This is a genomic window from Xenorhabdus kozodoii, from assembly GCF_002632875.1.
Taxonomy (GTDB): domain Bacteria; phylum Pseudomonadota; class Gammaproteobacteria; order Enterobacterales; family Enterobacteriaceae; genus Xenorhabdus; species Xenorhabdus kozodoii.
Map to the genome: position 1 here is coordinate 1 of NZ_NJCX01000004.1, position 22,024 is coordinate 22,024.

Genomic DNA, 22,024 nt, shown 5'->3' on the forward strand with positions numbered 1-22,024 from the left:
TCATGAGAACACTTCCCGATAAAAAGGGGTATAAAATGCTATTTTTTCTTATCCGTCAAATCCGAATTTTTTTAACAAAAATTTCACGCTCCCGCCTTGTCCATGTCGTCGGCACTGGGGTAAGTCCATTCGTATAGCATACAGGCGCTACCCACTCGAAAAAGACCATTTCCACATATTCATGTGGGAAATGTTTTGCGACAGAAGCGATATACTCATAATCAACTTCATTATCTACAAAGACATAAGATAACGCTTCACACAAATCTCTATCAGTTAGTTGATTGCCCAACGAGTGAACTCCTCTATTGCTTTATCTAAATCCTTTCCCAAATTGGCAGGTTTTTACCTTAATTCTATTTAGGAAGAAATGTCCGGTTATGATAAATATCGTTAACCGGACAATATCGTCGTCAATAATCGCTGGCTATTTCTGCCATATCACTGACATTACATCACCTCCGCTTCACAATTCGTTGCCAACGCCATACTTAAGGTTTTAGCCAAAATGGTTTTATTTTCACTCTCCTCCATCAAGCTGAAATGATCGCCCGGTACAGACATGAGCTGGAGCGACGAATCAGGCACGACCTGCTTCCAGCCTAACGACGGCTCCATACTCAAGACGGGTAATTCGGCTTCCGTCACGAAAGGGAGCTGCGGATAAGGTTCTGTCGCATAGAACTGGTGGAGCGTTATCGCCAATGCTTGGGGTTCATATGCTTTGACCAGTTGCAAATAATTTCCCATCTGTTCCCAACGTCTCGCGATCACGTCAGGACGCAGGTTTGCCGGATATAGCCCCAGCTCCTGCGCCGTGGCAATAAATTGCACCAAATTGAGGTTATCGATCCGCTGATGCAATACCGCAATTTCCTCTTCATGTTCCCCACCCGACTGTTTTGCCAGTTCAGCAAGAAACTGGAGTTTGGGTTGAATGACCTGCTGCTTGAAGCAGTGAGGGGCTGGCGTATCAATCAACCCCAGAAAATCGACGGTCTCACCGGCGTTACAAAGTTGCTGGGCAATGGCATAAGCCAGTACGCCACCCGAAGAGTAACCGTAGATCCGGTATCGGCCTGCCGGCTGAACTGCCTTCATCGAGCGGATCATGTTGGCGGCCAACGCTTCAATAGTCGATACCTGTTCTTCATTGATGGACGGCCAGGGCAAAGCATAAATCGGATAGCCTGATTGAATATGTTGCGCCAATCCAAAGACATAAGAGTAATCATCCATGCCGCTGGGTACAAAGAATAGCGGTGACTCCGTTCCTGATGGCCGTACCGGTATCGCACAGCTTTGCGGCTGAGACAGTGGATCTAACGTGATTTTGGCGACCAGTTCAGCCAGCACAGGGAATTGGAATAGGTTATTCAAGGTACACAGCAAACCACGACCGGCAGCAAGGTTTATCATCCGCATAGCAAGCAGTGAGTGTCCACCCAACGCGAAGAAATTGTCATACCGGCCTATTTGCTCAACCTCCAGCAATTCACGCCAGATAGCCGCCAATGCGATCTCAATCTCCCCTTGCGGCGCTTCATAGGCTTGATGGGCAAAGGCATTTTGATCCGGCGCGGGCAATGCCCGCCGATCCAGCTTACCGTTCGGGGTCAGCGGGAAGGCGTCCAGACGCACAAACGCCGCCGGCACCATGTAATCAGGCAACCGTGCGCTCAGATAGCTATACAAATCGGTAGCCAGTCCCTCATCCTCTGGCGCCACCACGTAAGCCACCAGACGTTTATCTTGTCCGTCGCCCAGTGCCAGTACGATAGCTTCACGCACCGCCGGATACTCCGTCAACCGGGCTTCGATCTCACCCGGTTCAATACGGAATCCCCGGATTTTAACTTGCTGGTCGTTACGGCCAATAAACACCAGGTTGCCATCCGGCAGGTAGCGAGCCAAATCCCCGGTGCGGTACATCCGTGCATCCGGTGTCTGGCTAAACGGGTCAGTCAGGAAACGTTCAGCGGTCAGGTCAGGACGATTGAGATAGCCACGCGCGACACCCTCACCCCCAATATACAATTCCCCTACGGCTCCCAATGGAACCGGCTGGCCAGCAGCATCCAGCAGATAAACACAGGTGTTGGCCGTCGGACGTCCGATCGGCGTTAAGGTATCCATATAATCTGCCGGACAACGCCAGGTGGTGGCACATACCGTGATTTCTGTCGGGCCATAAGCATTGAACAGCGTGGCTCGTCCACACAGTGCCTGGAGCAACGCCGCACTGGGCGCTTCCCCACCCAGTATTAATGTTGGTTTGATGGTTATCGCCGGTAAATCCGCCCCATCCCGCAGCAGAGCCGGAGTCAGGCAGGCATGGGTCACCGCCTGTGTTTCCAGATAATGCCAAAGGCGAAGCGGATCCTGTCGAACCGTGTCGGCCGGGATATCCAGAGTAGCGCCAGCACACAATGCCATCATGATTTCCCAGACGCTGGCATCGAAACCAAATGAAGCGAATTGCAGCATCCGGCTATGGCTATGAATGTCAAACTGGCTGATTTTATCCCGGATAAGGTTGACCAACCCACGATGTTCAACCATCACCCCTTTCGGCATACCGGTCGAGCCGGACGTATAAATCACATAGGCCAGATGCCGCGAAGTCAGCGCAGGGATCTGCGGGTTGTTGTCCGGCTGGTCAGGCTGGGTATTCGGGTCAAGCACGGTGAATGTCGCCAGGGCTTTTTCACCCAGTGCGGCGCGACCGGTATTGTCCGCCAGTACCACCAACGGGGCAGCATCATTGAGCATATAAGCCAGCCGCTCCCCCGGATAGGCGGGGTCGAGTGGTACGTAAGCGCCCCCCGCTTTCAGTACGGCCAATAATCCCGCTATCCTTGAGGGTGAACGCGTCACACAAATCGCCACCCGTTGATCAGGCTGCACACCCAGTTCAATTAATTGATGCGCCAGCCGGTTAGCACAGCCGTTTAGCTCCGCATAACTGACAGTTTGTCCTTCATAGCACAACGCCGTGGCATCCGGGTTTTTCCCCACTTGTTGTTCAAACAGTTGATGAATGCACAGTTGGTCAGGATAGGCGGTTTCAGTCGCGTTCCAGGTTTTTAGCAGCCAATGCCTCTCTGCCTCAGGCAGGATTTCCAGCATCCGCACCGGCGTTTCCGGTGCCTGCTCAAGTGTTTCCACCAAACTTTCCAGCGCCTGTTGCATATAACCACATACCCGCTCCGGATCAAATGGCTGGACAATTTGGGCGGTTAACCCCAGCGCTTCACCAAAATCTTCCACTGACAGCGTAAACGGATAGTTGGTTCGCTCCTGTGCGCCAAGGAATTCAACACCGGCCATGATTTCATTCGAAGCCGTCGGCAATGCGTTGTGCCGGTAGTTCAGCAAGGTACTGAACAGTGGGGTTCCCCCCTGCACCCCACTGCAACGTTGAGCCAGCGCCAGTGACGCATGTTCATGTGTCAATAATCCCGCCAGCCGGCGGTGTGCCACCTGCACACTGTCCTGTACCGGGGTATTATCCATATCCAGCCGGAGCGGCAAGGTATTGATAAACAGCCCCATGCCATGGTCGGCACCTTCACCGGCGGCCATACGGCCGAACAATACCGTGCCGAAGACCACGTGTTCTTGTCCGCTGGTACGCGCCAACACCTGCGCCCAGGCCAGATGACACAAAGCCGCCAGACTAACACCCAGACGCCGCGCCTGGCTGCGTAAGCGGTTATTCAGCCCGGCGGTCAACATCCGGTGCGATTCGGTCATTTGCGAACCGTCATGATGAACCTCGGTCAATCCGTACGGCAATGTTGGCTCATCCACCTCAGCCAACATGTCGGTAAAGAAGCGAATATGCTGCTCCTGACTGACACCTAACCGAGCCTGCGCCACCAGATTACGGAAAGGTGCCGGCGCGGGTAGATCGTTTTCCTGTCCATCAAGATACGCTTGCACTTCGTTGCTCATCACATCCAACGCGGTATGGTCACCAATCAGGTGATGCATCAGTTGCAGTACAATCCAGCGGCCATCGGTATCTTGAGCAATGACAAAGCGCAGCAACGGCGCTTGTCCCAAATCAATACGATACTGGCGCGGATCAAACTGCCGGGCTAACTGTTCACTGACTGAGCCGTCAGCGGGTTCCAGTGTCAATTCAGTTACCGACAATCGTGCTTGACGACAAACCACCTGAGCAGGCGCCGATAATCCTTCCCAAATAAAAGCGGTACGCAGGATGTCATGGCGGTCAATGACTTGTTGAACCGCCGCCAGATAACGATCCAGCAGAGGCCGATCAGCAAAAGCCATCTGGCCGGCCAGCAAATACGGGTCGCCTTCGTTTGCCAACAGATGGTGGAACAGAATGCCGTCCTGTAACGGTGACAACGCATAGATATCCTGAATGTTGGCGATCCCGCCCGGTATCTGTTCGACGATATGATCAATCTCAGGCTGGGTAAGATCAATCAACGGTAACATTGCCGGTGTCAACGCCGTCGTTGCCGGTGTGATCACGTTGGCAGGCACGCCTTCGTCCTGATTCCGTTTCAAGGTTTGGGCAAGTTCAGACAGAACCGGGGATTGGAACAGGTCACGGATTGCCAGCGTTAAGCCCAGGTTACGCAAACGTTCGACCATCCGCACCGCGAGCAATGAATGCCCCCCCAAGGCAAAGAAGCTGTCATACCGGCTTATCTGCTCAACGCCCAGTAAGTCATGCCAAATCGCGGCGAGGATGGTTTCCGTTTCCCCTTGTGGCGCCGCGTAAATCTGGCGCGCAAAAGCATTCTCTTCCGGCATCGGTAGCGCCCGGCGATCCAGTTTGCCGTTAGGCGTCAGCGGGAATTTATCCAGACGGACAAAGGCCGCCGGCACCATGTAGTCAGGCAATAACGCGCTCAGATGGTCACGCAGGCGGTTAACCAATCCGTCAGCCGTTTCAGTTACCACCGTTTCTGTTACCACCGTTTCTGTTACCACATAGGCAACCAAACGTTTGTCCTGCCCGTCACCCAGTGCCAATACCAGCGCTTCACGTACCGCGGCATGTTCTGTCAGCCGAACTTCGATTTCCCCCGGCTCAATGCGGAAGCCACGGATTTTAATCTGCTGGTCGTTACGGCCGACAAATACCAGATTACCGTCCGGCAGGTAGCGTACCAAGTCGCCGGTGCGATACATCCGGGCATCGGCTGCGTCACTAAACGGATCGGCCAGGAAACGTTCGTCGGTCAGTTCAGGGCGGTTGAGATAACCACGGGCGACACCGGCACCACCAATATACAGCTCTCCCACCGCGCCCAACGGCACCGGCTGGCTGAGGGCATCCAGCAGATAAATACGGGTGTTGGCCGTCGGGCGGCCAATCGGAATGGCTCCTCCCTGATAGTCTGGTGGACAACGCCAGGCGGAGGCGCAAACGGTGATTTCTGTCGGGCCATAGGCATTGAATACTGTTGCCCGGCCACTCAGAGCCTGAAGTAAGGCCACACTGGGCGCTTCACCCCCCAGTATTAATGTGGGTTTGATGGTCATCGGCGGTAAGTCAGTGCCATCCCGCAGCAGGGCGGGAGTCAAACAGGCGTGGGTCACCGATTGCGCTTCCAGATAGTGCCAGAGGCGGCGCGGATCCTGACGAACCGTATCGTCAGGGATCGCCAGACTGGCGCCACTGCCTAATGTCATCATCACTTCCCAGACACTGGCATCGAAACCAAATGAAGCGAATTGCAACATCCGGCTATGGGAATGAAGGGCGAACTGGGCGATTTTATCCCGGATAAGGTTGACCAGCCCACAATGCTCAACCATCACCCCTTTCGGCGTTCCTGTCGAGCCGGAGGTGTAAATCACATAAGCCAAATGACGGGAGGTCAATGCCGGGATTTGTGGATTGTTGTCCGGCTGATCAGGCAATGAATTCGGATCAAGAACCCGTTGCTGCGCAAGTGACTGCCCATTTAAGGCTGAACGTCCGGTATTATCCGCCAACAAAATCGCCGGCGCCGCATCGGTCAAAATATGGATCAGACGCTCACCCGGATAAGCGGGATCTAACGGCACGTAAGCGCCTCCCGCTTTCAAGATGGCCAACAGCCCCACGATCCGCGCCGGTGAACTCGCCACGCAAATCGCCACCCGTTGATCCGGTGCAACCCCCAGCGCGATAAGCTGATGCGCCAGCCGGTTAGCACGGGTATTCAATTCCGCATAGCTCAGGGATTGGTTTTCATATACCAGCGCGGTGGCATTCGGGTCATTTTCCACCTGTTGTTCAAACAGTTGATGAATACACTGTTGGTCAGGATAGGAGGTTTCGGTTGTATTCCAGGTTTTCAGCAACAATGTGCGCTCAGTTGCCGGCAAAATTTCCAGCATCTGTACCGGTGTTGCCGGCGCCTGCTCAAGCGCTTCTGCCAGACTCTCCAGCGCCTGCTGCATATAACTGCATATCTGTTTTGGATCAAAGGGTTGTACGACCTGAGCCGTCAGCCCCAGATCGGAACCCCCATCTTCTACCGATAACACAAATGGGTAGTTGGTTCGCTCTTGTGCCCCAAGGAATTCAATGCCGCTGATGATGTCATCCGGCGTGACCGGCTGGGCATTATGCCGGTAATTCAACAGTGCATTGAACAGCGGCGTCCCACTGGCTACCCCACTGCAACGTTGAGCCAACGCCAGTGATGCATGTTCATGCGCCAATAACCCCGCCAATCGGCTATGGGCGGCCTGTACACTCTCCTGTACCGGGGTTTCATCCATATCCAATCGTAACGGCAGGGTATTAATAAACAGTCCCATGCCATTGTCGGCACCTTCACCAGCCTGCATACGCCCAAACAGCACGGTGCCGAACACCACTTGCTTCTGACCACTGGTACGCGCCAACACCTGTGCCCAGGCCAAATGACACAGCGCCGCCACACTGACGCCCAGACGTTTTGCCTGCTGACGAAGGCGGTCGTTTAACGCCGGCGATAACATCCGGTGCGATTCTGTCACCTGCGAACCGTCATGGTGGACTTCCGTTAACCCGAACGGCAGGGTCGGTTCATCCACCGTCGCCAGCATGTCGGTAAAGAAACGGGTATGTTCCGGCTGGCCAATGCCCGACCGCGCCTGTGCCACCAGATGACGGAAAGGTGTCGAAGCCGGTAAGCGGTCTCCCCGTCCGGTAAGGTATGCCTGCACTTCGCTGTTCATCACTTCCAGCGTGGTATGGTCGCCAATCAGGTGATGCAATAGTTGCAGCAAGATCCAGCGGCCATCGGTATTCTGGGCAATGACAAAGCGCAACAACGGCGCCTGTCCCAAATCAATCCGATGCTGGCGCGGATCAAAGCGTTGAGCCAGTTGGTCACGGATCGCACCGTCAGCCGGATTAAGCGTCAATTCGGTGATGGATAAGGGAACCTGCCGACAAACCACCTGCGCCGGAGTGGATAACCCCTCCCAGATAAACGCGGTACGCAGGATATCATGGCGATCAACCACCTGTTGAACCGCGGCCAGATAACGATCCAGCAACGAGAGATCCGCAAAAGCCTGTTGGGTGATCAGAAGATAGGGATCGCCTTCGTTTGCCAGTAAGTGGTGGAATAAAATGCCATCCTGTAGCGGTGACAAGGCATAGATGTCCTGAATGTTGGCAATCCCGCCCGGAACGTGTTCAACGATGCGATCAATTTCAGGCTGGGTCAGATCAATCAACGGCAACATGTCTGGCGTCAATGTAATCATTTCTGCTGTAAGACAGTTGTCAGGCACCCTGATTTCGTCATGTTGAGCCAGGGACTGAGCCAAGACACTGAGGGTCGGATGCTCGAATAGCGTTTGCACCGATACGCCCAACCCCATACGCCGCAAACGTTCAATCATCCGTACAGCAAGCAGCGAGTGCCCCCCCAGCGCAAAGAAGCTGTCGTGCCGGCTAATCGGCTCAACTTCCAGCAATTCACGCCAGAGAGTGGCGAGCGAGCGCTCAATTTTGCCTTGTGGCGCTTCGTAAACCTGACGGGCAAAAGCGTGTTGATCCGGTGCCGGCAACGCCCCGCGATCCAATTTCCCATTCGGCGTCAATGGGAATGCATCCAGACGCACAAAGGCCGCCGGTATCATATAGTCAGGTAAAATCTCACTCAGATGTTCGCGCAGGCTGGCGGCCAGTCCGTTATCCGCTTCTGCCTCTACGTTATTCGCCACGTCATCATTTGTCACGCCATCATTTGTCACGACATAGGCAACTAAACGCTTATCCTGACCGTCGCCCAACGCCAGTACCGACGCTTCACTCACCGCCGGATGTGCGGTCAGGTGCGCCTCGATTTCCCCCGGTTCAATGCGGAAACCACGGATTTTAACCTGCTGGTCATTACGGCCGGCAAACACCAAATTGCCATCCGGCAGATAGCGGGCTAAATCCCCAGTGCGATACATTCGGGCATCAGCGTCATCACTAAACGGGTCCATCAGGAAACGTTCGGCTGTCAGTTCAGGGCGATTGAGATAGCCACGGGCGACACCCACACCGCCAATATATAATTCACCGACTGCCCCCAGCGGCACCGGCTGACCGTGTTTGTCCAACAGATAGAGACGTTTGTTCACTGCCGGCCTGCCGATGGGAATTAATCCTCCGGTATAGTCGGGCGGACAATGCCAGGTAGTGGCGCAAACCGTGATTTCCGTCGGGCCATAAGCATTGAACAAATTCGCCCGGCCACACAATGCCTGAAACAAGGTGGTCGCCGGCGCTTCTCCGGCGAACATTAAGGTGGGTTTTATGGCTATCTCCGGCAAACCGGCAACATCATGGAGCATGGCGGGGGGCATGCAGGCGTGGGTGATCCCCTGCTCTTCCAGATAATGCCAGAGACGGTGCGGGTCTTGCCGGAGGGTTTCAGTCGGAATAACCAGCATCGCCCCACAACTCAACGCCATCATGATTTCCCAGACGCTGGCATCGAAGCCAAATGAGGCAAACTGCAACATCCGGCTGGTGACACCCACATCAAAATGGGCAACTTGTTCCAGCGCCAGGTTAACCGCACTATGATGTTCAATCATCACCCCTTTCGGTCTGCCGGTCGATCCAGACGTGTAGATCACATAGGCCAGATGCCGTGAGGTGAGATCAGGGAGTTGCGGGTTACTGTCCGGCTGAGTTGGCAGGGCATTTGGGTCGAGTACCGTTAGCGTCTTCAGTGCTTCTTCACCCAGTGCCGCGCGTCCAATATTATCCGCCAGCACAACCATCGGCGCAGCATCCGTGAGCAGATAAACCAGACGCTCCCCCGGATAAGCCGGATCCAATGGCACATAAGCCCCGCCCGCTTTCAACACCGCCAGCAATGCCACTATTCTCTCCGCCGATCGTGTCACACAAATGGCGACCGGCTGGTCTGGTATGACACCTAATGCAATCAGTTGATGCGCTAATCGGTTGGCACGGGCATTCAATTCAGCATAGTTGAGCGTCAGGTTTTCATACCTTACCGCGATGGCATCCGGGGTTTTCTCTACCTGTTGTTCAATCAACTGATGAATACACAACTGCTCAGGATACGGTGCCACGGCCGCATTCCAGGTTTCCAGCAATAATGCCCGCTCCGTGGATGATAAAATATCCACGGTTGTGGCTGATTGTTGGGGATAGCTCACCATCGCCCGCAATAGAGCCTGCAAATAGCCGACCTGTCTTTCCATCGTGGCAGGGTCGAACAGGGCCGAGGAATAATTCAGCTCCCCAACAACCTCACCTGCCCGCTCCGTCAATTCCAGTTGCAAATCGAATTTAGCGATATCGTATCCCTGCACGACTGGCGTCACCGCTAATCCCGGTAGCTGCCACGCTTCTGTGTCACTCTCCTGCCAGGCAAACATCACCTGGAATAACGGGGTATGCTCCGGTCTGCGGGGCGGTTGTACCCTCTCAACCACCTGCTCGAAAGGCAGATCCTGATGCCCCTGCGCGTCCAGTGTCGTCTGCCGCACACGCCGGAGCAGTGTGACCATATCCGGTGTACCGGACAAATCTATGCGCAATGCCAGGGTATTGACAAAAAACCCGATCAGCGGCTCAATTTCCCGCCGGTTGCGGTTAGCGCTCGGTATGCCGATCACCAGATCATCCTGCCCGGACAGGCGCGACAATAATGCCGCCCAGGCGGTCAGCAATGTCATAAATAATGTGGTGCCGTGTTGTTGCCCCAGTTGTTTCAGAGCCTGTACCAACGTGGCATCAATCTGTACAGGTATCCGGCCACCGGTAAATGATTGCCGGGATGGGCGGGGACGATCTGTCGGCAATTCCAGCAATACCGGGGCATCGGACAGCGTGCGGCACCAATAATCACTCTGCTCCCGTAACCCGTCACCCGCGAAAACCTTACGCTGCCAAGCGGCATAATCAGGATATTGAATAACCAACGAGAGCAAGGGATCAGGCTGTTGATGCAAGCAAGCTGAATACAGGGCGCTCAGTTCTGATCTCAATATCCCCAAGGACCAGCCATCCGACACAATGTGATGCTGGGTCAGCAAGAAGAGGTAATCCTCATCGCCCCGTTGTATCAGCGTGCCACGGATTAAGGGACCACGGGTCAGATCAAACGGCGTTTCCGTTTCCTGTACGCGCAGACGTTCAAGTTGCTCGTCGATTTCAGGCTCGTTACGCAGATCGTCGTATTTCAGCGGCAGGCCAGACTCCGCCGGCAACAAGGTCACCTGAGGCTGACCGTCAACCATGATAAAGACTGAACGCAGTGCTTCGTGGCGGGCAAACAGGCGATCCAGTGCCTGCTGCCAGGCGGCAATATTAAGCTGGCCACGCAAGTGCAGTACCAGCGGAATATGATAAGTATCACTGACGCCATCAAACTGTGCCAGGAACCACAAACGCTGTTGAGCGAATGACAACGGTAACGCACTATCACGGGATACCGGGATCATCTCAGACAATTTTTCCCTTCCCGCATGGCGTTGGGCGTTGATCCTCTCCGCAAAGGCCGCGAGTGACGGTGACGTAAATAAGGCAACCAGCGGCAGTTCAACACCGAAAGCGGCAATACGATTCATGACCCGCACTGCCAATAGTGAATGCCCCCCTAGCGCAAAGAAGTTGTCATATCGGCTGATCTGCTCAATGCCTAATAATTCACGCCAGATAGCCGCCAACGCAATTTCTGTCTCCCCTTGTGGCGCTGCGTAGACCTGACGGGCAAAAGCATTTTGCTCCGGCACCGGCAACGCCCGCCGATCCAGTTTGCCGTTTGGCGTCAGCGGGAAGGCGTCCAGACGCACAAAAGCCGCCGGCACCATATAATCAGGCAAAATCGCACTCAGGTGTTCACGCAAACGGGTGGGCAATCCGTTATCGTCTTCCGCCACAATATAGGCGATCAGGCGTTTTTCCTGCCCGTCACCCAGCGCCAGCACCCACGCTTCGCGCACCGCAGGATATTCTGTCAATCGGGCTTCGATTTCACCCGGCTCGATTCGGAAGCCTCGGATTTTAACCTGCTGGTCGTTACGGCCAACAAACACCAGATTGCCATCCGGCAAATAACGAGCCAAATCCCCGGTGCGATACATTCTGGCATCCATTGCCGCACTAAACGGGTCAGCCAGGAAACGTTCGTTAGTCAGGTCAGGGAGATTGAGATAGCCGCGGGTCACACCGGCACCCCCAATATACATCTCCCCTACGGCTCCCAATGGCACTGGCTGACCGTCGTCATCCAGCAGGTAAATCCGGCTATTCGCCGTCGGACGCCCAATCGGTGCCAATGCCTCGGTATAGTTTGACGGACAACGCCAGTGGGTGGCACATACGGTAATTTCTGTCGGGCCATAGGCATTGAACAGCGTGGCCTGACGGCTCAATGTCTGGAGTAGCGCCGGGCTGGGCGCTTCACCGCCCAATATGACGGTTGGCTTTTTCGTCAGCACCGGTAAATCAGCCCCATCCCGTAGCAGGGACGGGGTCAAACACGCGTGCGTCACCGCCTGCGCGTCCAGATAATGCCAGAGATGGTGCGGATCTTGACGAACCGTATCGGACGGGATCGCCAAACTGGCACCCGCGGTCAGCGCCATCATGGTTTCCCAGACACTGGCATCAAAACCAAATGAAGCGAACTGCAACATCCGGTTGTCGGCATGAATACCAAACTGGACAATTTTATCCCGAATAAGATTGACCAACCCACGATGTTCAACCATCACCCCTTTCGGCACGCCGGTAGAGCCGGAGGTGTAAATCACATAGGCCAGATGACGGGAAGTCAGCGCCAGTATCTGCGGGTTGCTATCCGGTTGATCAGGCAAGATATTCGGATCAAGCAGCGTCAGCCCAGCAAGCGCCTCCTCGCCCAGCGCTACCCGTCCAGTTTCATCAGCCAAGATTATTGAAGGTGCAGCATCATTCAGGATATGTGCCAGACGTTCCCCCGGATAAGCGGGGTCCAGCGGGACATAGGCGCCACCGGCTTTCAGCACCGCCAACAATCCCACCACCCGTGCCGGTGAGCTGGCCATGCAGATCGCCACGCGCTGCTCCGGTGCCATCCCCAGCGCGATAAGCTGATGCGCCAGCCGGTTGGCATCGGCATTCAATTCGGCATAGCTAAGGGTTTGTCCTTCAAACACTAACGCGGTGGCGTCAGGCGTTTTCTCTACCTGCTGTTCAATCAACTGATGAATGCATGACTGCTCAGGGTACGGGGTTTCGGTCGCGTTCCAGGTTTCCAGCAATAACGCGCGTTCCGTTGCAGGCAAAATATTCAGTGCCCGTACCGGTGTTTCCGGCGCCCGCTCCAGTGCGTCTGCCAGACTTGCCAACGCCTGTTGCATATAACCACAGACCCGATCCGGTTCAAACGGCTGTACGACCTGCGCAGTCAGCCCCAGCGTGGAACCCCCGTCTTCTACCGATAATACAAACGGATAGGAGGTTCGCTCCTGTTCACCCAGAAATTCAATCCCCGATAGAGTCTCATGTGGGATCAGCGGCTGCTCATTATGCCGATAGTTCAACAGGGCACTAAACAGTGGCGTGCCGCCCGCTACCCCACTGCAACGCTGAGCCAGCGCCAGTGAAGCATGTTCATAATCCAGCAATTCGGCCAGCCGGGACTGTGCCAGTCGTACGCTGTCGTGTACCTTTGTGTCATCGATATCCAGGCGCAACGGCAAGGTATTGATAAACAGCCCCATGCCGCTGTCAGCCCCTTCCCCCGCCGCCATGCGCCCGAACAGCACCGTGCCAAACACCACTTTCTTCTGCCCACTGGTTCGTGACAGCACCTGCGCCCAGGCCAAATGACACAATGTTGCCACACTGACACCCAGACGTTTTGCCTGCTGGCGAAGGCGATCGTTTAACGCCGGCGGTAACAGCCGGTGCGATTGTGTCACCTGCGAACCATCACGATGCACCTCGGTTAGCCCAAACGGCAGCGTCGGCTCATCCACGTCAGCCAGCATGTCGGTAAAGAAGCGGGTATGCTCTGCCTGATTGACATTCAACCGAGCCTGCGCCACCAGATTGCGGAAAGGCGTCGGTGCCGGCAAATTGTCATCCAGTCCGGCCAGACAAGCCTGCACTTCGCGGTGCATCACTTCCATTGTCGTATGGTCGCCAATCAGGTGGTGCTGCAATTGCAGCACATGCCAACGACCATCGGTTTCCTGTGCCACGACAAAGCGCAACAATGGCGCTTGGCTCAGATCAAAACGATACTGACGCGGGTCAAAACGGTGAGCCAATTGTTCACCCACTGGCCCGTCAGTCGGGTTCAATGTTAGTTCAGTGACCGATAACGGTGCCTGACGCCAAACCACCTGCGCCGGTGTTGATAATCCCTGCCAGATAAATGCGGTTCGCAGGATATCATGGCGATCAAGTACCTGTTGCACTGCCGCCAGATAGTGATCCAGCAACGCACGATCAGCAAAAATCATGGGATAGGCCAGCAGATAGGGGTCACCTTCCTTCGCCAGCAGATGATGGAACAAGATACCGTCCTGCAACGGCGACAGGGCATAGATATCCTGAATATTGGCGATCCCGCCCGGCACCTGTTCAACAATGTGGTCAATATCAGGCTGGGTCAGGTCAATCAACGGCAACATGGCCGGTGTCAACACGGAGGTCGCTGGGGTAATGACATTCGGCGGAACCGTTACAGACTGGTGCTGTGCCAATGTCTGGGCCAGTTCTGACAGCACCGGACACAGGAACAGGTTACGGGCGGCCAGTGTCAGTCCCAGACTACGCAGGCGTTCAATCATTCGTACGCCGAGCAAAGAATGACCGCCCAGCGCAAAGAAACTGTCATGTCGGCTAATTCGCGCAATACCCAGTAATTCACGCCAAAGGGTCGCCAGAACAATCTCCCTCTCTCCTCGCGGCGCTTCATAAACCTGGCGGGCGAAGGCATCCTCCCCCGGTGCCGGCAACGCCTGACGATCCAATTTACCATTCGGCGTCAATGGGAATTCATCCAGATGCACAAAGGCCACCGGTATCATATAATCCGGCAACCGCGTACTTAGGTGTTCACGCAGGCGGGCAGCCAATCCGTCATGCTCTTCGGTCAGCACATAGGCAACCAGTTGTTTGTCCTGTCCCTCCCCTAACGCCAGCACCACCGCTTCACGTATCAATGGATATTCCACCAGTCGGGTCTCAATTTCCCCCGGTTCAATCCGAAAACCGCGGATTTTCACCTGCTGGTCGTTACGGCTCAGGAATTCCAGATTGCCGTCCGGCAGGTAGCGAGCCAAATCCCCGGTTTTGTACATACGTGCATTCGGTTTATCGCTAAATGGATCGGTGAGAAAGTGCTCAGCGGTCAGTTCAGGGCGATTGAGATAACCGCAGGCCACACCGTCACCCCCGACATAAATTTCACCGGTCATCCCCAATGGCACCGGCTGACCATCAGTATCCAGCACATAAATTCGGGTGTTGGCGATGGGGCGACCAATAGGAATAGAAGCCGTACCCGATGTTAACGCGTCAATACGGTAGGTCGTGGTAAACGTGGTTCCCTCACTCGGACCGTAGGCATTCAATAATTTTTGGGGCGGATTCTTACGTAACACTTGGGCAATAACATGCGGATCGAGGACATCTCCCCCGACCAACAGCATTTTAAGTCGAGGCAGCACCGGAGATAGCCCCGCCGCCAGCCGATTAAACAACCCGACACTCAGCCACAAGATCGTAACCCGATGTTCCTGTAACGCTTGTACAAAGTCCAACGGCGTCAGCAGCGTAGTATGATCAATAACCACCAGCGCAGCACCATTGAGCAACGGCGCCCAAACTTCAAAGGTGCTGGCATCGAAAGCTGGGTTAGCGGCGAAAGCAATCCGGTCATTGGGTTCGATGTCAGCATAGCCATTATTGATAACCAGCCGGACGACAGCCCGGTGAGGCACAATCACTCCTTTTGGTATCCCCGTCGAACCGGAGGTGTACATGATATACGCGGGATCAGTACTGGCTTCCAATAAATCAAGATTACGATGCGCTTCTGCCCTCTCGTGGGTAAGACGGAGCAGCGGGACAACCCATTCAGCCGGGATCGCCGTCTGCCTATCCGTCAGCAGTAATTTGGCGGCACAATCGTTTATCAGCCAATTTTTCCGTTCATCCGGTACGTTGGGATCGATAGGGACATAAACCGCACCAGCTTTAAGGATAGCTAACTGAGCCACCACCAGTTCCATTGAGCGTTCTAACAGGATCGCCACCGGGTCACCCAGGCAAATTCCCTGCTCAATCAGTTGACCAGCCAGCCCGTTGGCCTGGGCGTTCAGTTCCGCATAACTCAGGGTCTGATCACCGGCGATTAACGCTGCGGCAGCCGGGGTTTTTTCTGCCTGTTGTTCAAACAACTGATGAATACATACATGGTCAGGATAGGGGGTTTCTGTGGCATTCCAGGTTTCCAACAACAGGGTACGTTCAGCCTCAGATAACCCGTTAAACTTTCCCGCAAATATGTCATCATTCATTTTTTCTGACGACACATTCCCTAATCCCGCTTCAAAAGTATTTTCCTTTCTGGTAATACTGCCTTTCATCTGCTTACTACCTCAACGAATCTATCGGATATTTGAAAACTGTTATTCCCAGCAACCATCACAAATGTTTTTCTTTTACTTCTCAGAGAAATAACAACGGGCATGCCAAGCATCGAAAAATACTCAGGCAATCATTTCTCTCAGGCGCTGGATGTCATAATCCGGTTAATAACTGCACAACCCAAAATGATGTGACAATCATTTTCCAGACGATGGAATAAATGGCTCATTTAGTGAACTAAAATAAGATATTCCATTTTTTTCCTGTTTTTAGATAAGCGTTTTAACTACTGTAATTTTTTATTCCGCTGAATTTCACGACTAAATAAAAATGGATTTATTGCGTATATTTACTGGCATAAGCGCTAAGCCTTTGCTGTATTTTGTCCATTCAGTATTAATATTTAGCTTAAATTTATAGGGTAAATAATGTTTTTCAGCTGTTAAGCGAGTCCATGTGATCTGATATAGGCTTTTCTTAAAAAAACGTATCGGCTTATCTATTTGCTGCTGTATCCTGAGCTTGGCTTTTTCTTTTGTTCCAGACTGCATTTTTTCATTTAGGATTTGCTCGAAAAACACATCTTCTTGAGCAGGATGAAGGTGATATAAATTCGAATTTAACGAACTTTCAGATAGTTCCATAAAAAATTACACGAATGCATTCCGTTCACAAGTGATGAGTAATCCATGAAAAAATAAAGAGAATTACAGCTATTCTTGCAATCTTTCAGCATTCTCCTTCATACAAAATGGTTAATATTTATTAGCAACAAAGAATTAACAACGCCCAATTCCCTGTTGCTATTAGGATTTTACGCGTATATATACCAATCCAACTTCAAGTTGCAGTTTGCAAACCAATGGAAGTGCTTATATCTCCCCGCTGCGCGGGGAGATATAAAACGCATCTTGAAAGGCGACTGGTATAGAGGTAATTATTCTTGCTATCTATACTGTTCAGTTTAAGTGCCACGTCATTTTAAAATTTCATCGTCTCGAAAATAACTATTTTTAGTTACTTATTGTTTCGTCATCACACTATTTTTTACTATAATATTGATATTCATTTGTATTTAAGTCTATATTATTTTTTGTTATACGTAGGTGAGTTTTTTAATTGGTTCAGGGGATAGGCTTGGCATTAAATCACGCAAAAATATATTGTTGCCATTCAAAATATTCTTTTTTATTTGGAGGCTAAGATGTTAAAAGAGGGGATGAAACGTTGGTTTTTTTATCAATCAGAGTGCATAAGAAATGGTGTAAGGAGGGAGTCTAACGAAAGGAAGGCATTCGTGTTACTGCGGATTATCATTTTCTGCATCTGTTAGTCGCAATATATCTTCAGATAGGAAAAACTATCTTTAAATAAGTGTATTCATGGCAATAAAAATCATATAACCGAAATTAATAATGCCTATTGCCTTATTATTCAGTCGGTTTATTTTAATAAATAATGCGTTTATACCAATCTAACTTCAAGATGCGTGTGATTTCATATAGTGTTGTAAATTGCAACTTGAAGTTTAATGCGTTTATAACCCCAGCATCTAAATTAATTAAATAATTATTTTTAATAATAGAAAAAATAAAGGAATAACATGATTTAAAAGAAAAATCTCATTACCCTTATTCTTGTATTTATACCCTATGGATTTCAAGATGCGGCGCGGCGGCAAGGGAATGAACCCCCAGGAGCATAGATAACTCTGTGACTGGGGTGAATGAGCGCAGCCAACAAAGCGGCAACTTGAAAGACGACGGGTATATAATGTTGATATTGCCAGTTCTATCGATTATGGGTTGTGATAGATGGCGCACTTCGGATGGCCAAGTCAAAAGCTCAAATTTCACTCAATGGGATAACGCCCTGTTACCTGGCTACATTTATTGAGTGATTCACCTCTGTTCCTAACAGGGATCGTATTTCTGGTAACCTTGTGAAACTGTTGTTTTTTGCAATTTTAATACAGTATCCCGAAAAAACACCTTAACGCTGTGATTTTCCATAGATAAACCATCAAAGAAAAACAGAATACGACCTAATAAAACAATTCTCCCCCCAGAAAAAATCATATGCTTTTGTTTTTATTAAACAAACAATAAATATCACTCAAGATCTGGTAAGAATATTCCTGCCGTTTTCGAAAAATTCAAAAGTGCGAGTGAATGCCATTTTTAGGTGAATTAACAGTCTATTTAGTGGAAAAGGTAATAGTAAAGGATATTTTTAATAAAAATATAGCAAATCAGCCAGAATAACTCACTAAAGCAGTAAAACATCCTTACATAAGTCAAATCCAGAAAATTTTGTTAAAAAACAAAACAATTTATACCAAACTGTCTAGTTTAGATTTATAATCCGCGCGCTCATCATGAAGTAGAATTAAATTTTGGATATGTAATGCTTTTTACACATTAATTCTGGGTAATTTTGCGATGCTTGACTAAAATCAAGTAATATTTTTTCACAATCAATATTATGATAACGTAACAAAATATGTGAATAACAAAAAAAATTCATATATTATAATTGGTTAGATTTAATGATTTGTAGCGTATAATGAAATTTGACTTAGGTTAAATTATGTAGGATTATGTTTACAGTTTGGTATATTTTGTCCAGTTTATAGCCTCAAGAAAATCATCAATACAAAAGATATATGTCAATTATCATGATATTAGCTAAAAACTTACTGATTTTTACTTATTTACCTTACTTAATCAATTAAAAACCTTAAAAATCAATAAGATAAATTTATTTAATTGCATAAAATCCTATAAGATAAAAATTAGGAGCATATTGGTTATCTCTCATGCAAGAAGAACAGAAATTCTGTTTAGGCCGTATCAGTAACGCAGCAGAAAAAATATGCAGAGGTAGCAATAAAACAGGGATTACCAAAACAAGACGCATATCAGAAAACAAAAACGGCGGATCAGGTGGTAACAATAGGCATACCGTGAACGGTAGTGAATCCGTCAAGGCAGGCTCTATTTTACGAGCGACTGGCGAAGCGAAAATTTAAGCTCCAGCAATTCTCCTTGATGACGCCATAACTTACTGATTAAAAAAGGATAAGATATGGAAGATGCAAACCTATTAGTCGGAATACGTATTCAAAAGAAAAGGAAAGAACTGGGTATCACTGCGACAGCGTTGGCAAAGCAACTTGGTCTCAGTCAACAACAACTTTCGCGTTACGAAAGAGGAACAAACAGGATTAATATCACCCATCTGGTTAAAATTGCCGAGATATTAAATACGCCAATTGAGTGGTTTTTCCAGGATTGCAAAGAAAAAAAGAAAGAAGAAAATACGGTTAATAAAGTGACTGATCAATATATTCCCATGGCTGAAACCATTATAGGAAAGAATGGTTGTTAAATGGGACAAGGTAAATTCGTCAGAAGCCTGTTGTGAACTCTCCCATTCAGGCTTCTGACCTTTGTCATGCCGCTGTATTGCAACATTTCACTGTTGTTTCTTGTTATTCAATCATCGCATTCAATGGGAAATAGCCCAAACCGCGGCGATATTCCGGGCGGTTACCTGCAAATTATCAGCGCCATTGGCAAGAGCGTCAGCAAGGGAACAAGCCTCCGGTATGATGGAAAAGACGGCATCCAGCCCATGTTGATGCACAACATGATAGTCCCGGCTCATTCCCCCAACCAATGCAATGGTGGGAATACCAAACTTTTTCGCCACACGGGCAACACCAATGGGCGTTTTACCGTGTATGGTCTGGCTGTCCAAACGCCCCTCACCCGTAATGACCAGGTCCGCCCCCAAAATAGCATCTTCCAATTGCAAGGTTTCGATAACAATCTCAATACCTGGCTGTAATTTTGCCCCTAAACATCCCAATAAGGATGCGCCCATCCCTCCAGCCGCACCAGCACCCATAGCGTCAATCACTCTTTTGCCAGTCAGGGATTCGATTTTCACGCCATAATGATGCAATGCAGAATCCAACGATTTAACCATTTCCGGTGTCGCGCCTTTTTGTGGACCAAACACCGCTGATGCCCCCAATTCACCACATAACGGATTATCCACATCACAAGCCACGATAAGTTCAATCTGCCTGAGCCGCGGATCAAGGTGCGTTAAGTCAATACGCTCCAGCCGGGTTAATGCCGCGCCGCCGAATGGCAGAATACGACCATCGCCATCCAATAACGTTGCCCCAAGCGCCTGCATCATACCCGCGCCGCCATCGTTGGTTGCGCTGCCTCCGATGCCGATAACCAGTTTGTGGGCACCCTGCTCCAATGCGGCCAGGATCAATTCTCCGGTTCCATAACTGGTCGTTATCAGAGGGTTACGCTGCGCCATCGGCACCAAATGCAAACCAGAGGCGGCGGCCATTTCAATCACCGCGGTTTTTCCATCGCCAAGCAGGCCAAAAAAGGCGTCAACAGGTTGCCCTAAGGGATCGGTAACAGTACATACGATACGTTTTCCCCCCGTTGCAGCCACCAGTGATTCGACTGTCCCTTCTCCGCCATCTGCCATGGGTAACTTGATATAGTCTGCCTGTGGATAAATTTCCTTAAATCCCCGCTCTATCGCCTGCGCCACCTGCAAGGCACTCAGGCTTTCCTTAAATGAATCAGGGGCAATCACAATTTTCATCATGGAATATCCTCGGCTCTCTGGTGCACATTTTCCGGCACGCTTGATCCGCTAAACCCAATATTTTGAGAAGTTAATATCAATGCTGCTGATTTTGCTTTACGCGCATAAAAAAAGCGATAACACAAATTATCGCTTTTTAATCTAGCAAGGTGTTCAACTCATTATATGCAATTAAATAGCCGGTGGCTAAATTACATACAACCCATCGAGGAGGGATTACGCTTCGATCGCCAGTCGCAATTTCTTCATGGCATTTTTTTCCAGTTGTCGAACACGCTCAGCAGAGACACCGTACTTATCTGCCAATTCTTGCAGGGTAGTTTTATTGTCATCATCCAACCAACGTGAACGAATGATGTCTTGGCTACGTTCATCCAGCCCTTCCATCGCCACAGAAAGTTTATCCGCAGCGTGGGTTTCCCAGTTATCTTCCTCAATGCCATCGGCAAAATCAGAAGCCTTATCCTGCAAATACAGTACTGGAGCGACGGGATGGCTATCATGGCTGTCATCGTCAGAGGACATATCAAATGCCATATCCTGCGCTGACATACGGGATTCCATCTCTCGGACATCTTTGCTGGTCACACCCAATTCTTTGGCGACCAGTTCAATTTCATCCTGATTGAACCACCCCAGACGCTGTTTAGCCTTACGCAAATTAAAGAACAGCTTACGCTGAGCTTTTGTTGTTGCAACTTTCACAATGCGCCAATTACGCAGTACATATTCATGGATTTCTGCCTTAATCCAGTGAACAGCAAAAGAAACTAGACGGACACCCACTTCTGGATTAAATCGACGAACCGCTTTCATCAGGCCAATATTACCTTCCTGAATTAAATCCGCTTGCGGCAGACCATAACCGGCATAACTACGGGCAATATGAACAACGAAGCGCAGGTGAGAAAGAATCAGCTTTTTCGCTGCATCCAGATCTCCCTGGTAATGCAGCCTTTCTGCCAGTTCCTTCTCTTCCTCAGCAGAAAGCATTGGATAAGCATTGGAGGCACGGATGTATCCATCCAAACTACCTTGTGGAACTAATGCCAAAGTTTGCATTTCTTTTGTCATTCAAATTCTCTCAAAATTAGATCCAAATTGATGGCCTTCAAATTTGCCTGAGTTAACCAATAAGGTTTATTCAAGCCAAAGACGCGCCTATTTTACCACCATAGCGATCATATTCAAATCGTCTCAATTGTGTGAATATCAAGACAAAACCATAACTGTGACTTCGACAGCAATTATGTCCAAAAGTTCACCGGCAAGCCCTGCAAGCAC

General features: G+C 50.6%; 7 protein-coding genes. 2 read left to right on the forward strand and 5 right to left on the reverse strand.

Annotated elements, in window-relative coordinates; all coding sequences use genetic code 11:
• Positions 1–55 precede the first annotated feature (55 nt).
• From Xkoz_RS03420 to Xkoz_RS03430, 3 genes are all read right to left on the reverse strand, one after another.
• Positions 56–292: a DUF7079 family protein gene (locus Xkoz_RS03420; RefSeq protein ID WP_099140773.1), complete on the reverse strand. Its 237-nt coding sequence runs from the start codon at positions 290–292 to the stop codon at positions 56–58.
• 158 nt (positions 293–450) lie between these two features.
• Complete coding sequence (locus Xkoz_RS03425; RefSeq protein WP_099140774.1) at positions 451–16,092, reverse strand: non-ribosomal peptide synthetase; 15,642 nt, start codon at positions 16,090–16,092, stop codon at positions 451–453.
• 321 nt (positions 16,093–16,413) lie between these two features.
• Entirely contained in the window at positions 16,414–16,737 is a 324-nt protein-coding gene (locus Xkoz_RS03430) for a hypothetical protein (protein ID WP_099140775.1), read from the reverse strand.
• Between the two features lie 2,174 nt (positions 16,738–18,911).
• Between Xkoz_RS03430 and Xkoz_RS03435 the strand changes: the two genes are divergently transcribed.
• Both Xkoz_RS03435 and Xkoz_RS03440 read left to right on the forward strand, forming a co-directional pair.
• The gene (locus Xkoz_RS03435; RefSeq protein ID WP_099140776.1) at positions 18,912–19,124 is read left to right on the forward strand and encodes a protein NilQ; all 213 of its coding nucleotides are present in this window, start codon (positions 18,912–18,914) and stop codon (positions 19,122–19,124) included.
• 56 nt (positions 19,125–19,180) lie between these two features.
• Positions 19,181–19,483 (forward strand): helix-turn-helix domain-containing protein, encoded by a 303-nt coding sequence (locus tag Xkoz_RS03440; RefSeq protein WP_099140777.1) that lies wholly within the window; start codon positions 19,181–19,183, stop codon positions 19,481–19,483.
• 120 nt (positions 19,484–19,603) lie between these two features.
• Here Xkoz_RS03440 and Xkoz_RS03445 read toward each other — a convergent pair whose 3' ends face one another.
• Positions 19,604–20,737, reverse strand: a complete 1,134-nt coding sequence (locus tag Xkoz_RS03445) for a glycerate kinase (protein WP_099140883.1) — start codon at positions 20,735–20,737, stop codon at positions 19,604–19,606.
• Positions 20,738–20,956: 219 nt separating this feature from the next.
• Positions 20,957–21,814 carry an RNA polymerase sigma factor RpoH gene (rpoH, locus tag Xkoz_RS03450; protein WP_099140778.1) on the reverse strand — a complete coding sequence of 286 codons (858 nt, stop codon included), beginning with the start codon at positions 21,812–21,814 and terminating at the stop codon, positions 20,957–20,959.
• Positions 21,815–22,024 lie beyond the last annotated feature (210 nt).

Coding starts and splice junctions, on each gene's coding strand:
- Xkoz_RS03425 (WP_099140774.1), bottom strand. CDS start 16,092: ATGAAAGGCAGTATTACCAGAAAGGAAAATACTTTTGAAGCGGGATTA.
- Xkoz_RS03430 (WP_099140775.1), bottom strand. CDS start 16,737: ATGGAACTATCTGAAAGTTCGTTAAATTCGAATTTATATCACCTTCAT.
- Xkoz_RS03435 (WP_099140776.1), top strand. CDS start 18,912: ATGCAAGAAGAACAGAAATTCTGTTTAGGCCGTATCAGTAACGCAGCA.
- Xkoz_RS03440 (WP_099140777.1), top strand. CDS start 19,181: ATGGAAGATGCAAACCTATTAGTCGGAATACGTATTCAAAAGAAAAGG.
- Xkoz_RS03445 (WP_099140883.1), bottom strand. CDS start 20,737: ATGAAAATTGTGATTGCCCCTGATTCATTTAAGGAAAGCCTGAGTGCC.
- rpoH (WP_099140778.1), bottom strand. CDS start 21,814: ATGACAAAAGAAATGCAAACTTTGGCATTAGTTCCACAAGGTAGTTTG.